Origin of the sequence: Candidimonas sp. SYP-B2681 (assembly GCF_003971065.1) — a bacterium.
Classification (GTDB): Bacteria; Pseudomonadota; Gammaproteobacteria; order Burkholderiales; family Burkholderiaceae_B; genus Pollutimonas.
In genome coordinates this window covers 569,187-582,823 of the sequence record NZ_RYDV01000001.1, presented here as the reverse complement: position 1 = coordinate 582,823, position 13,637 = coordinate 569,187, and the positions used below count along the sequence as shown (strand labels likewise).

The following is a 13,637-nucleotide window of genomic DNA, read 5'->3' as shown; positions in this document are numbered from 1 at the left end:
TTAGAATAGTGGGTACCTCTGTCCGCAGTAAAGCAAGAGCCATGGCGAGCCATTCTAAAAAATCCCTGATCCCGACGACGTTCTACGACCAGGCCAATCATGCCCGCCGCGGATTCTATTGGCTGACGCCAGCCATCGTCCTGGTTCTGTACCTTTGTGTGATGGGCGCCTTCATTTGGCTGCAGCGCTTGCACAATGACAGCGTCATGTTCGTCACCATCGACCAGGAAACTCGCCAGCAACGTTTGCTTATGGTGGTAGTGGCCCTGTCATGTGTGATCGTCCTTAGCCTTCTGGCCTTGTGGCGCTACACACGCTTTCGCACGACGGCTGAGGCCGCATTGATCGCCGAAACCGGATTCCGCCGCGCCATGGAAAACTCCATGTCGACCGGAATGCGCGTGTTCGATATGCACGGGCGTATAGCCTATGTCAACCCGGCCTTCTGTCGGATGATAGGCTGGAATGAAGCCGACCTTATCGGCCGCACCACCCCCTTCCCTTATTGGCTCCCCGGCAGGCACGCTCAGCACCAAGAGACCCTCGACCTGCTTTTATCGGGCCGGACCCCCAGCAGCGGTCTTGAAGTCGAAGCGCAGCGGCGCGATGGTTCCCGCTTCACGGCACGCATGTATGTGTCGCCGCTGCGCGACCCCAACGGTGAGCAAATTGGCTGGATGACATCCATGACCGACATCACCGAGCCAAAGCGCATACGCGAGGCGCTAACCGCCGCGCATGAACGATTCATGACAGTGCTGGAAGGCCTCGACGATGCTATTTCAGTTGTCGCCGACACATCCGAAGGCCTGGAGCTATTGTTTGCCAATCGAACATACCGACGCGTCTTCGGGGCGCAATCCAATGGACATAGCGAGCTTCTTGGCGGACGGCTGGGCCGGTTTACTGACGAAACCGTGGAAATATTTTCAGCGTCGGTACAGCGCTGGTTCGAGGTCCATCACCGTATCTTGGCCTGGACTGATGGGCGCCGGGTGCGTCTGCAGGTTGCCCGCGACATTACCGAGCGCCGCAACCATGAAGAAGACTCACGGGTGCAGCAAGAAAAGATCCAGCTAACCAGCCGCCTGACGACCATGGGCGAAATGGCGTCTTCACTGGCTCACGAATTGAATCAACCCCTTACCGCCATCAGTAATTACAGCATGGGTGCCGTGGCCATGCTTAAAGCTGGTAATACGCAGCCAGAACGGCTGCTCGAGGCACTGGAAAAAGCGGCCCAGCAGGCGGAACGCGCCGGTAAAATAATCAGCCGCATCCGCGAATTCGTTAAGCGCAGCGAGCCACGCAGGCAGCGAGTTCCGGTTAGCCGCATACTCGATAATGCGGTCGGCTTTGCTGAAATCGACGCCCGCAAGCGCCAGATCGATATCGAGGCACGCTTGCCTGAGGCTTTGCCTGATGTCATGGCCGACCCGATCCTTATAGAGCAGGTATTATTAAACTTGCTTAAAAACGGCGTCGAGGCGATGGAAACCAGCGACTATCATATTCTTCATGTGGTCGTGAGCGTCCAGCATCCATTGATAGAAATCGCCGTCATTGATCGCGGCCATGGGCTACGCGATCCCGAGCGTTTGTTCGAACCTTTTTACAGCACCAAGTCTGAAGGCCTGGGCATGGGGCTTAATATCTGCCGTACTATTATTGAATCACACCATGGTCGTCTATGGGCCAGTGAAAACCCGGATGGCGGCACTATTTTTCGTTTTACCTTGCCATGCGCGACGCCAGAGGCGCCAAGCACGACACACGATACCCAGGAGTTGCATGCATGACTACACCTCAAGCGCCGAGCACTATTTTCATCGTCGATGATGACGAAGCGGTACGCGACTCCTTGCGATGGCTGCTCGAAGCCAATGGTTACCGGGTAAGAAGCTTTAGCGGTGCAGAAGAATTTCTAAATGCCTATGAACCCGATCAAGTTGGTGTATTAATTGCCGACGTGCGTATGCCCGGCATGAGCGGCCTCGAGCTCCAGGAAGAGCTGATTGCTCGGCAAGCGCCCTTACCCATCGTGTTCATAACGGGCCATGGTGATGTTCCAATGGCCGTGACCACCATGAAAAAGGGTGCGGTCGACTTCCTGGAAAAGCCTTTTAACGAAACCGATTTACGTACCATTGTTGCGCGCATGCTAGACCAGGCGACCGAACGGGTAAGCCAGGCGCAGGCGCAAAAGAATCACCAAGCGGTCTTGAGCCGCCTGACGGCGCGCGAGCAGCAGGTGCTGGAGCGCATTGTTGCTGGCCGTCTTAATAAGCAAATCGCAGGTGATTTGAATATCAGCATCAAGACAGTCGAAGCACACCGCGCCAACATTATGGAAAAGCTTGAAGTGACTACCGTAGCAGACTTAATGAAAATCGCCCTTACCAAAGCTGAAGGCACGGCATGACAGCACGCCTTATCGACGGCAAAGCGTTGTCGGATGCCGTGAAGGCCGACGTCGCGCATCGCGTTCTTGCGCTGAAGCAACAAGGTTTAGTACCGGGCTTGGCAGTCGTCTTGGTCGGTCAAGACCCTGCCTCGCAGGTATATGTACGGAACAAGGCCTCCGCGTGCGAGAAAGCAGGACTGCATTCCAGCGTCATACGCATGGAAGCCGACGTCACTGAACAGGCTTTGCTTGATGTGGTCGATGGCCTCAATAACGATCCTGCGGTACATGGAATTCTTGTGCAACTGCCGCTCCCGAAGCACATGAACTCGAGCAAAGTGATAGAAGCGATTGCCGCCAGCAAAGACGTCGACGGCTTTCATATCAGCAATGCTGGTCTGTTGATGACGGGTCAGCCTTTGTTTCGCCCCTGCACGCCATATGGCATCATGAAGATGCTCGAGTCCGAGAACGTCCCGTTGCGTGGGGCCGAGGCGGTTGTCGTAGGGGCAAGCAATATTGTCGGCAAGCCCATGGCCATGCTACTTTTGGCCGCCGGCGCCACTGTGACCCTATGCAATTCCAAGACGCGCGACCTCGGAGCCCAGACCCGTAGGGCCGATGTACTGGTGGTCGCCACCGGCAAGCCGAAAATGGTCACGGGCGACATGATCAAACCTGGCGCCGTCGTCATCGATGTGGGTATCAATCGGACGCCCGACGGAAAACTGGTTGGCGATGTGGATTTCGAATCCGCCAAAACCGTAGCAGACGCCATAACGCCTGTCCCCGGCGGGGTCGGACCCATGACGATCGCCATGCTGTTGGTAAACACGCTGGAAGCTGCTGAACGCAGCGCAAAGCACACCGTTATAGAACACTGAATATTGCAATGACACAAAATCCCCTCCTGGCTTCCATTTCTTCCCTGATCGATTACGCAGGCGTCAAGCCCGAGCATATACGACCGGCAATTACGGCTCTCATAGACGAGACCCGCCGGGCAGTAGAGCGTGCGGCCGATGATAGCCTGCCGGCGACCTGGGAAGCCATCGTGGATCCACTGGAAGATGCGTCAGAAAAGCTTTGGCGCGCATGGTCTGTCGCCGGCCACCTGAATGCTGTTGTCAATACACCGGAATTACGCGCTGCCTATAACGAATGCCTGCCTATCGTTACGGAGTTTTCTACGTGGGTCGGGCTGCATACAGGCTTGTACGAGCAGTACAAACGTTTGAAAGATTCCAGCAATTTCGCCCAGCAACCACCCGTACGGCAACGCATCGTTGACTTGGCGCTGCGTGACTTCCGTCTTAGTGGTGTGGAACTGGTCGGGGAGCAGCGGGCACGTTATGCCGAGATCTCAGACCAACAGGCGCAGGCATCGCAAAAGTTCTCCGAAAATGTGCTCGATAGCGTCGATAAGTGGTCTCTGCATGTCACTGATGCGGCAAGGCTGGCTGGCTTGCCCGCTGACGTTATTCAAGCGGCAAAACAGGCGGCTGAGGCTGAACAGCGGGAAGGCTGGAAACTAGTGCTAAAAATGCCTTGCTATATTCCCGTCATGCAAAATGCGCAAGATCGTAGCCTTCGGCATGAACTCTATCGTGCTTACGCCACGGTGGCGTCCGAGCAAGGCGACGCCTCACTGGATAATTCGCCTTTAATTGAACAGTTGCTGGCCCTCCGTGCGGAAGAAGCCGCTTTACTGGGCTATGGCAGTTTCGCTGACCTGCGCCTGGAAACGCGCATGGCCGACAACGCAGCCCAGGTGCTGGACTTTCTGCGCGAACTTGCACGGAAGGCAAAGCCTTACGCAACCCGCGACCTGACTGAGCTACAGGCCTTTGCAAGTGAAAAGCTAGGCCTTAGTGCGCTCGAGCCATGGGACATTGCCTTTGTATCGGAACGGCTGCGTGAAGAGCGTTATGCTTACTCAGAGGAAGAAATTAAGCAGTACTTTACCGAGCCGCAAGTTCTGAAAGGCCTGTTCCATGTCATCGAAGAGCTGTTTAACGTTAATTTGCGGCACTCGAATGCACCGACCTGGCACAGCGATGCTCAAGCTCTTGAAGTCAGGGCTGCGGACAACACCTTGCTAGGTACCCTGTATATCGATCTATACGCACGTAATGGAAAGCAAAGCGGGGCTTGGGTCGACAGCGAACGAAATCGACGCAACATCGCAGGGCTTATCCAGACTCCGGTGGTCTACCTCACTTGTAATTTCTCGCGCCCCCAAAATGGCAAACCCGCCCTCCTGACTCACGACGACGTGATAACACTGTTCCATGAAAGCGGTCATGCATTGCACGCGCTGCTTTCACAAGTCGATGAACCGGGCGCCTCTGCGTTTGCGAGCGTCGAATGGGATGCCATAGAGCTGCCCTCGCAGTTTATGGAGAATTTTTGTTGGGAATGGACTGTCGTGCAAGCCATGTCGAGTCATGTCGATACCGGAAAGCCGCTGCCGCGCGCACTGTATGACAAGCTTTTGGCTGCACGCAATTTTCAAAGCGGCATGCAAATGTTGCGTCAGGTCGAATTTTCGCTGTTCGACATGAGCATTCATCATCAAGCTCAAGGCCTGTCCATGCAAGGCGTCATGGAAGCGCTGAACGCGGTTCGGCAAGAAGTCGCAGTCCTTTTTCCACCGTCATGGCACCGGTTCCCGCATAATTTTTCTCATCTGTTCGCGGGCGGATATGGGGCCGGATACTACAGCTACAAATGGGCTGAAGTTCTTTCCGCTGACGTCTATGCCGCGTTTGAAGAAACTGCAGTCGCGGGCCCCGACGACACCCGGGAAACACTGAACGCAGCGACCGGGCAGCGGTTCCTAAAAGAGATTCTCGCCGTCGGCGGTTCACGACCCGCGGCAGAGTCTTTCCATGCCTTCCGCGGACGACAGCCGTCAATTGAAGCCTTGCTGCGTCACAGCGGAATGGCGGAAGCCGAGCCCCACCTATAATGGTGGGCCGCATTTCACGATTTGTGACGAGCTCTGATAAAGCGGGATTAAGATTTCATATGCGCGCGTCTATCCGTTACCTCATCGCTGCCGTTTGCGCTTGCATGTTGGCGATTCCAGCTATGGCGCAGCAGGCGACTACTGTCCATGCCGTCAAAGGCTTCTTGCCGGACTTGCGCTTTACCCTGCAAGCCGCCGGGGGTGAGACCGTTACTGAGAAAGCATTCAAAGGTAAGACGGTCATGCTTTTTTTTGGCTATGCAAGCTGTCCGGATGTCTGCCCAACGACCATGGCTCAGCTTTCACAAGTCATGTTGAAGTTGGGCGACGACGCCAGCAAAGTTCGAATTTTGTTCATTAGCGTTGATCCACACCGCGATACGCCCGAAATCTTGCAGGCATACGTCGACGCCTTCGACAAAAACGCCATAGGCCTGACGGGTAGCGAGAAACAGGTGGCAGCCGTAGCGCGGCGCTATCGCGTCGCGTATCAAATCGAAAAGCCGTCAGGAACCGACAAAAACAACTATGAAGTTGCCCATAGCCGTGGAGTGTATATGTTCGATGAGCAAGGCCATGCCCGTTTACTGGCGGCAGATACTGAGTCAGTCGAGGCCTTGACTGCAGGCGTAAAGTCGCTTATTCCTTAGTCTACGTGATGTTCACGCATTCGTCTTCCTGGCGGACGCTTGCCAATTCCGCTTTTAGAAATTCGGCTTCTGCACGGCGTAAAGCCGTTCGCAAGCCTTCTTCGATCACCGGATGATAAAACGGCATACCCAGCATCTCGGTGATGGTGAGTTTTTGCTGTAACGCCCATGCCAGTAGATGAGCAATATGCTCCATTGCGGGGCCCGCCATCTCGGCCCCTAAAAAACGGCCGCTATCCTGATCGGCATAGACTCGCAGCTTACCCGCGTTTTTCAGTATGACCCGCGAACGTCCCTGATCTGCAAAATCCACTTCGCCAAATACCACACCCCTAGCTGGGAGATCCTTGAAACGGACTCCCACCTGGGCGAGCTGTGGATCAGAAAAAACCACTGCTATCGGCGCCCGCCGCTTACCGGGCTTGACGTCGGGATAAAGTGCCGCATTATGCCCCGCGATACGGCCATCATCGCTCGCCTCGTGAAGCAAAGGTAATACGCCGTTGACATCGCCCGCGATAAATATTGGCGCGCAGCCCAATTGCAGCGTTTCGCGATCATAAGCTGGCATCCCCTTGTCATCGAGGATAGCCGACGTGTTTTGAAGATCCAGCATTTCTATATTGGGTCGTCGCCCCGCGGCAACCATCAGATAATCAAACTTCTCGGTTACTGCACTCTGGCCAGCGGTCTGATAGCTGATTTCAACCTGATCGCCAACCCGGTGTGCCTTGATTACTTTGGTATCCAGGCTTAGATTAAGTTCAGCTTGGAAGGCTGCCAAGGCGCTGGCGCGAACGTCTGGATCACTAAGCCCTCCCAGGCTGGCGCTACGATTCACCAAGCGAACCTTGACACCCAGTCGGGCCAGGGCTTGCCCTATTTCCAAACCTATCACGCCCACACCCGCAACGAATACGCTATGCGGCAGATCGTTCCAGGCGAATACATCGTCATTAACGACCACCCGATCGCCCAGGGCCTTGTACGCGTCGGGTACCACCGGCATCGAGCCTGTGGCAATGACGACTCGAGAAGCCTGTATTTCTGTGTGATCGTCGATATGCAGCACAGTGTCGGATATAAAACGGGCGTAACCGCGCATCTTATCTGCGGCAGGGATGTCGTCGACGCTTTCAAGCACAAACCCGACAAAACGATCGCGTTCACGTTTGACCCGATCCATTACCTGTATTCCGTCAATGCGCAGCTTACCGTCAATATGAATGCCAAAACCAACGGCGGCAGTTGCACCGTGAGCGGCCTCAGCCGCGGCAATCAGAAGTTTGGAAGGCATGCAGCCCACACGAGCGCAGGTTGTACCGTAAGGCCCCCCTTCGATCAAGATAACGCTAGCGCCAGCGGCTTTAGCCGCGCGGTAGGCCGAAAGGCCAGCAGTGCCTGCACCGATAATCGCCACATCGGTTTTCAGTTTTCTCATGAGCGGAGACCCCAGTCAGGTTTACGCGCCCGTCCACTCGCTTACGAATTCGTGAAAATCCGGGCGCTGTGGGGGACCCAGTTTTTGAATAGGCGTGCCGACGGCAAGGTATCCCAAAAAGCGATAATCCAACCCGTCGTAGCCCAAGGCTTCGGTTACTTCATCAACATAGCTTCCCAACCCTGTGCTCCAGAAGGCGCCATAACCCAGCATATATGCCGCATTAAGCATGTTCATGACAGCGGACCCAACCGCCAGCAAACGTTCTTCTTCGGGTATCTTGGTGTTCGAGTGATCAAGGCGGCATGCTATGGCGATCAATAGCGGCACTTGATCTATCCAGCGCCGAGTATTGGCTTCTTTTTCGGGCGTAAGCGGTACTCCGGCTGCCTTGATAGCGGGAATAGCAAAGTCTGCGAACTGCGCAATGCGTTCGCCGCGGATCAATGTGAACCGCCAGGGTTGTAAACGGCCGTGATCGGGCGCTGACATTGCCGATTGAAGAATCAAATTCAGCTCGGATTCATCCGGGCCGGGCGCCTGTACGAATTTAGTGGATCGTCTTGATAGCAAGTAGTCGATCGGTGTAACTGACATCTGTGGTCCTTTTTCAGGAAGCCGCTCTTGCAGTGAGCATGAGGGCTTTCATATCGCGAATTGCCTTTTCCCAGCCATCGAAGATAGCACGAGCGACGATGGCATGGCCAATGTTGAGCTCGGCTATCCCGGGCATGGCAGCAATCGTCTGAACGTTTTCATAATGTAGGCCATGGCCAGCGTTAACGCGCAAGCCTTTACCTACCGCAAGGGCAATTCCGGCGCGCATGCGCACGAGCTCAAAGTCGATAGCCGCCGCATCGACAGCCTCGGCGTAGGCTCCGGTATGCAGTTCAATGACACGCGCGCCGGAGTGCGCGGCTGCGTCGATTTGGGAAGCGACGGGATCGATGAAGAGTGAAACCCGTATGCCTGCATCGTGCAACTGCGACACTGCATTTTTGACGATATCGAATTGCCCTTCTACGTCGAGGCCACCTTCGGTCGTTAGTTCTGTGCGCTTTTCAGGCACCAGGCATACATCGTGAGGCACAATCTGGCAGGCAATGGCCAGCATCTCGGGAGTAATTGCGCATTCCAGGTTCATGCGAGTACGCAACAAGGGTCGTATGGCTGCGACGTCGCTGTCTTGTATATGGCGGCGGTCTTCGCGCAAGTGCAAGGTAATAACATCGGCGCCAGCATCCTCAGCACGCATTGCAGCTACAACTGGGTCGGGATATGTCGTAAATCGCTGCTGACGCAAAGTAGCTACGTGGTCAATATTTACGCCTAGTTCAATCATCTCAGCTGCACTCCGCCTATGGTTGGTCACTCACCTTAACGCCGCATTATCGCCTTTTACCTAGACAATGTCTTGGCGCTTGCCTTGCCCGTCGTAACGCCCGTTTCCCGTCCCGATACGGATGGCGCATTGGCAACTACCGAACTCTCAAGCCACCCACCACCCAGCGCCTTGTATAGTTCTACCCGATTCGACAAGGATTCCAGGCCAGTCTGAAAAAATGCCTGCTGCGTAGTGTACAAAGCGACTTCGGCATTTTGTACCTGCAAAAAACTGTCGATCCCAGTTTCATAGCGCAGTGTGGCAAGTTGCAACGTTTCGGACGCTGATGCTTCCAGCGCACGCAAAGCGTCCAACTGGTTCGAATAGGTAGCCTCGCCCGCGAGCGCGTCGGCGATTTCCCGGAATGCTGTCTGGATCGTTTTTTCGTACTGAGCTACGGCAATGTTGTTACGCGCTTCGGCCAAATCCAGATTTTTGCTTACACTGCCCGAAAAGAGGGGCATTTGCAGTTGCGGCGCGAACTGCCAAAAGCCGTGGCTCGAGCCAAATAAGCCACTTAGCTGCGGACTGGCAAAACCCAGCAAGCCAGTGATCGATATATTGGGAAAGAACGCAGCGCGCGCCGCGCCGATATTGGCATTCGCGGCAAGCAAGGCGTTTTCGGCACCCATGATGTCGGGACGACGTTCCAAAAGATCGGAGGGTAACCCTACGGGGATCGCAGCCAATAACTGATCGCGGCCGAACACGGCGGGAGCAGGCAAATCGGCTGGAAGGGGCGCGCCTAGGAGTAACTGCAAGGCATTTAGCGCTTGACTTTCGGTGCGCCGGATAGTGGCCATATCAACACGCACCGTGTCTAGCTGGGTTTTGGCCTGGCTCAGATCTAATGCGGATGCTACCCCTGCATCGTAACGAGCTTTAACCAGTGCGTAGGTATTCTGGCGCGATTCGAAAGTTTTCTGCATCAAGCCTTCGAGTTGTTGCGAGGTACGCAAGCGGAAATATGCCTCGGCAACCAGTGCCACCAAATTAATATGAACGGTGCGGGAAGCCTGCGCCGTGGAAAGATATTGCTGGAACGCGGCTTCCGAAAGGTTTTTCACGCGTCCAAAAAAGTCAAGTTCGAACGAGGTCATGCCAACGCCCGCTTGGTAAAGGCGGCTAACGGATTGCGTCCCAGGGATGCGAACGTCCTCCGGACTACGTATGAGTTGCCCGGTAACGCCGACGCCTATGGCTGGCAAGCGATCGCTATCGACGATTCCATACAGCGCCCTTGCCTCTTGGACACGCTGCACGGCAATGCGGATATCGCGATTGTTAGCCAGCGATAGACTAATAAGCTTTCTCAGCCGCGGATCGCGGAAGAATTCGCTCCAGCCCAAGTCTGCGCTAAACCCTGCGTTTGGTGCTATGGCCCGTGCGCTGCCAGGGCCGCTGTTACTGACGGCATCCTGATCCGGATACTGACCTGGCACGGGTGCTATCGGACGTTCATATTTCGGGGCTAATGAACATCCCGCAAGCGCGACGGCGATCAACATTGATAGAACCGTTCTTCGGCAAACAACCTGCTTCATGGCTGACCCCCATCTTTGGAAGGTTGGGCAGGCGGATGGACGGTAGACCCGTGATGCACGGAAGTCAGAGGCGCCATTTTTGCGTGACTGCCCAATAGCTTAGGCTTGGTTTTGAACAATGTTAATACCACAACAAAAAAGGTAGGAACGAAGATCATGGCCAGCGGTGTAGCGGCCAGCATACCGCCCAATACCCCAAGCCCCACCGCATTTTGGCTCGCAGAGCTTGCGCCAGTGGCCAATGCCAGCGGCACAACGCCCAGGATAAAGGCAAATGAAGTCATGAGAATCGGTCGAAAACGCAGGCGGGCGGCTTCGACTGTGGCGTCGATGATACTGCCCCCCTGGGCATAGGTATCTTTGGCGAACTCCACAATAAGAATTGCATTCTTGGCCGCCAGCCCTATCACCGTGATCATGCCGACCTGGAAGTAAACATCGTTCGACATGCCAAGGGCGGTTACAAGCCCCACCGCGCCTAACATTCCAAGCGGAACCATCAGCATGACTGAAAGCGGGATAGCCCAGCTTTCGTACAAGGCAGCGAGCAGCATGAATATTACTAACATCGCCAGGCCCATAAGAATAATGGACTGCGCGCCCGCCTGTTTTTCCTGATATGACAAGCCAGTCCATTCGTAGCCATAACCCGCAGGCAATTCCGCAACCAATCTTTCCATCTCGGCCATGGCCTCGCCAGTAGAATACCCAGGCGCTGCAGACCCCCCCAGCCGGATGGATTCATAACTGTTATAGCGAACGACTTGAACCGGGCCTTGCTGCCAGTCTACCTTTACGAACGATGACAGTGGCACCATCTCGCCCTGCCTGTTACGTGCGTTAAGTTTCATGATGTCGTCGGCGTTCATGCGGTGGGCCTGTTCGGCCTGCACCCAGACGTTCTGTATCCAGCCCATGTTGGGGAACTTGGCAACGAAGGCAGAGCCCAGCGATGTCGAAAGAAGCGTAGCCACTTCCCTGAAGTCGACCCCCAGGGCAGCCGCCTTCTGGCGATCAATGGTAAGGCTCAGTTGTGCGCCAGGCCCCAGGCCAGTGATGCGGGTGTTAGCTAGCACCGGGCTTTTCATCGCGAGCTGCAGCAATTGTTGCGTGGCGGCATACAAGCTTTCGTGACCCTGACCACCTCGATCCTGCAGGCGCATATCAAAACCAGAAGCGTTTCCCAAGGAAGAAATCGCCGGAGGTACGATCGCAAAAACCATGGAATCAGGCAGACCAAAAAGCAGATTCTGTGTTGCCCTGGCCGCTACGGCCTGAGCCGAATTTTCCTTGGCTTTACGTTCCGCGAAGTCATTGAGAGGAACGAATGCCAAGGCCGCATTCAGGCCATTACCGTTAAAGCTAAAGCCCTGCACAGTAACAATGTTTTTGGTTTCCGGCTGCTTACTGAAATAGTCTTCGACTTTATGGATCACATCCATCGTACGGCTACTCGTCGAACCCGATGGCAACTCCATGTTAACGATGATGTAGCCCTGATCTTCCTCGGGTAGGAACGCCGTAGGCAGGCGCATATACATCCAGCCGAGTACCAGGACCAATATCAGGTAAACGATCATCAAACGACCACCCCGCCTTAAACTGCGCTCGACCCATCCCTCATAACGGCTCGTAACCCGGTCAAATGACCGGTTGAACCAGCCAAAGAAGCCCCTCTTTTGTTCATGATGCCCTTTGGGTATGGGCTTGAGTATCGTGGCACATAGAGCCGGCGTAAAGGTCAGAGCCAAGAAGCCGGAGAATAGAATCGATACGGCCATTGCAATGGAAAATTGGCGGTAAATAACGCCAACCGAGCCGCTCATGAATGCCAGCGGAAGAAACACGGTGGCCAGCACCAGCGTCATGCCCACCACGGCGCCGCTGATTTGCGGCATAGCTTTCTTAGTGGCCTCTTTGGGCGATAGCCCTTCTTCCACCATTATCCGTTCAACGTTTTCGACCACGACAATGGCGTCGTCCACCAGAATACCGATAGCCAGCACCATGGCAAACATCGTCAGCACATTGATGGAAAATCCCAGTGCAAGCATTACGGCGAAGGCCCCAAAAATCGCGATCGGAACAGCCAGCGCGGGGATCAGCGTGTAGCGGACATTCTGCAAAAATATGAACATCACGATGAACACAAGCACCATGGCTTCAAGAAGTGTATGAACCACTTGTTCAATCGAGATTTCGACATAGGGCGTCGTATCGTACGGAATTGAATACGTCACGTTACCCGGAAAGAACTTCTCCAGTTCTGCCATACGGGATTTAACGCCTTCTGCGGTTGACAAGGCGTTAGCATTGGTGGCCAGCGAAATAGCAAACGCAGCGGTCGGCTTGCCGTTCAGTCGGGCACCAAATTGGTAATTGTCTGCACCGATTTCAACGCGGGCAACGTCGCGCACTCGAACACTGGAGCCATCGACGTTGGATCGGAGAACGATATTTTCGAAATCTTTGACAGTGGTCAGCTCGCCGTTGACAACGATAGGCGCGGTCACCCTTTGCCCGCCGGGATTCGGTGGTGAGCCGATAATACCAGCGGAAATCAGGACGTTCTGCGCAGCGACCGCCGCGTTCACTTCCGCCATGCTGAGTTTAAAGCCCGTCAATTTATCGGGATCGACCCAGACGCGCATGGCGCGTGGCGCCGCAAACAACTGGAATTTCCCTACGCCAGGGACTCGGGAAATAGGGTTCTGGACGTTGCGAGTAATGTAATCGGCTAGTGCAACCTGACCTAACGTGCCATCTGTTGACGAAAGCGCTACCACCATCAAGAAGCTGGCACTGTTTTTACTAATTCTTAGCCCTTGTTGTGTTACAGCGCTCGGCAGCTTTGCTGTGACGTTCGCAATCCGATTCTGCACGTCTACTTGTGCCAACTCTGGGTCTGTGCCGGGCGCGAAGGTAGCAGTAATCTGTGAACTGCCATACGAATCGCTGACCGATTCGTAGTACAGCAAGCCCGTGGCCCCGTTCAGTTCATTTTCGATCACGCTGGACACCGAGTCCGCTACGTCTTCTGCCGATGCCCCGGGGTACGTGGCCTGAATGGAGATTGCCGGGGGAGCCACTTCTGGATACTGCGAAACCGGCATATTCGCAATCGACAACAAACCTGCCAATGTAATGGCCAGGGCAATGACCCAGGCAAAAATCGGCCTTTCAATAAAAAACTGCGCCATGCGTGCTCACTCTAAAAGCATTTAACTTTGCAGGCCATTAACA

Annotated in this window: 10 protein-coding genes; 5 read left to right on the top strand and 5 right to left on the bottom strand. The window is 54.9% G+C overall.

Translation table 11 applies throughout. The features are described 5' to 3' along the window. The first annotated feature begins 41 nt into the window (after nucleotides 1-41). From EKL30_RS02800 to EKL30_RS02780, 5 genes are read left to right on the top strand one after another with little or no spacing between them, the layout of a single operon-like run. On the top strand, nucleotides 42-1,799 hold the full coding sequence (locus EKL30_RS02800; protein WP_126705649.1) for a PAS domain-containing sensor histidine kinase: 1,758 nt from the start codon (nucleotides 42-44) through the stop codon (nucleotides 1,797-1,799). Continuing rightward, on the top strand, nucleotides 1,796-2,422 hold the full coding sequence (locus EKL30_RS02795; RefSeq protein ID WP_126705648.1) for a response regulator transcription factor: 627 nt from the start codon (nucleotides 1,796-1,798) through the stop codon (nucleotides 2,420-2,422). Before EKL30_RS02800 ends, EKL30_RS02795 begins: the two co-directional genes overlap by 4 nt. Beyond that, on the top strand, nucleotides 2,419-3,288 hold the full coding sequence (gene folD / locus EKL30_RS02790) for a bifunctional methylenetetrahydrofolate dehydrogenase/methenyltetrahydrofolate cyclohydrolase FolD (protein WP_126705647.1): 870 nt from the start codon (nucleotides 2,419-2,421) through the stop codon (nucleotides 3,286-3,288). Before EKL30_RS02795 ends, folD begins: the two co-directional genes overlap by 4 nt. Before the next feature lie 8 nt (nucleotides 3,289-3,296). After that, on the top strand, nucleotides 3,297-5,375 hold the full coding sequence (locus EKL30_RS02785; protein WP_126705646.1) for a M3 family metallopeptidase: 2,079 nt from the start codon (nucleotides 3,297-3,299) through the stop codon (nucleotides 5,373-5,375). 59 nt (nucleotides 5,376-5,434) lie between these two features. Continuing rightward, nucleotides 5,435-6,025: an SCO family protein gene (locus EKL30_RS02780; protein WP_126705645.1), complete on the top strand. Its 591-nt coding sequence runs from the start codon at nucleotides 5,435-5,437 to the stop codon at nucleotides 6,023-6,025. Between the two features lies 1 nt (nucleotide 6,026). On the opposite strand, the gene EKL30_RS02775 is transcribed toward EKL30_RS02780, so the two are convergent. The 5 genes from EKL30_RS02775 to EKL30_RS02755 are packed head-to-tail and all read right to left on the bottom strand — an operon-like array spanning nucleotide 6,027 to nucleotide 13,594. Further along, a complete protein-coding gene (locus EKL30_RS02775) occupies nucleotides 6,027-7,466 on the bottom strand; it encodes a dihydrolipoyl dehydrogenase (RefSeq protein ID WP_126705644.1) in 1,440 nt (479 codons plus the stop codon). A 21-nt stretch (nucleotides 7,467-7,487) separates the two neighbouring features. Then, nucleotides 7,488-8,063 (bottom strand): nitroreductase, encoded by a 576-nt coding sequence (locus EKL30_RS02770; protein WP_126705643.1) that lies wholly within the window; start codon nucleotides 8,061-8,063, stop codon nucleotides 7,488-7,490. A 13-nt stretch (nucleotides 8,064-8,076) separates the two neighbouring features. Beyond that, nucleotides 8,077-8,808, bottom strand: a complete 732-nt coding sequence (pdxJ, locus tag EKL30_RS02765) for a pyridoxine 5'-phosphate synthase (RefSeq protein WP_126705642.1) — start codon at nucleotides 8,806-8,808, stop codon at nucleotides 8,077-8,079. Between the two features lie 56 nt (nucleotides 8,809-8,864). After that, a complete protein-coding gene (locus EKL30_RS02760; RefSeq protein WP_126705641.1) occupies nucleotides 8,865-10,394 on the bottom strand; it encodes an efflux transporter outer membrane subunit in 1,530 nt (509 codons plus the stop codon). Then, a complete protein-coding gene (locus tag EKL30_RS02755) occupies nucleotides 10,391-13,594 on the bottom strand; it encodes an efflux RND transporter permease subunit (RefSeq protein ID WP_126705640.1) in 3,204 nt (1,067 codons plus the stop codon). Before EKL30_RS02755 ends, EKL30_RS02760 begins: the two co-directional genes overlap by 4 nt. Nucleotides 13,595-13,637 lie beyond the last annotated feature (43 nt).

Bases quoted from the DNA above. Each gene is read 5' to 3' on its own strand.
- EKL30_RS02775 (WP_126705644.1), bottom strand. From the start codon at position 7,466: ATGAGAAAACTGAAAACCGATGTGGCGATTATCGGTGCAGGCACTGCT.
- EKL30_RS02755 (WP_126705640.1), bottom strand. From the start codon at position 13,594: ATGGCGCAGTTTTTTATTGAAAGGCCGATTTTTGCCTGGGTCATTGCC.
- EKL30_RS02795 (WP_126705648.1), top strand. From the start codon at position 1,796: ATGACTACACCTCAAGCGCCGAGCACTATTTTCATCGTCGATGATGAC.
- EKL30_RS02770 (WP_126705643.1), bottom strand. From the start codon at position 8,063: ATGTCAGTTACACCGATCGACTACTTGCTATCAAGACGATCCACTAAA.
- EKL30_RS02800 (WP_126705649.1), top strand. From the start codon at position 42: ATGGCGAGCCATTCTAAAAAATCCCTGATCCCGACGACGTTCTACGAC.
- pdxJ (WP_126705642.1), bottom strand. From the start codon at position 8,808: ATGATTGAACTAGGCGTAAATATTGACCACGTAGCTACTTTGCGTCAG.
- EKL30_RS02785 (WP_126705646.1), top strand. From the start codon at position 3,297: ATGACACAAAATCCCCTCCTGGCTTCCATTTCTTCCCTGATCGATTAC.
- folD (WP_126705647.1), top strand. From the start codon at position 2,419: ATGACAGCACGCCTTATCGACGGCAAAGCGTTGTCGGATGCCGTGAAG.
- EKL30_RS02780 (WP_126705645.1), top strand. From the start codon at position 5,435: ATGCGCGCGTCTATCCGTTACCTCATCGCTGCCGTTTGCGCTTGCATG.
- EKL30_RS02760 (WP_126705641.1), bottom strand. From the start codon at position 10,394: ATGAAGCAGGTTGTTTGCCGAAGAACGGTTCTATCAATGTTGATCGCC.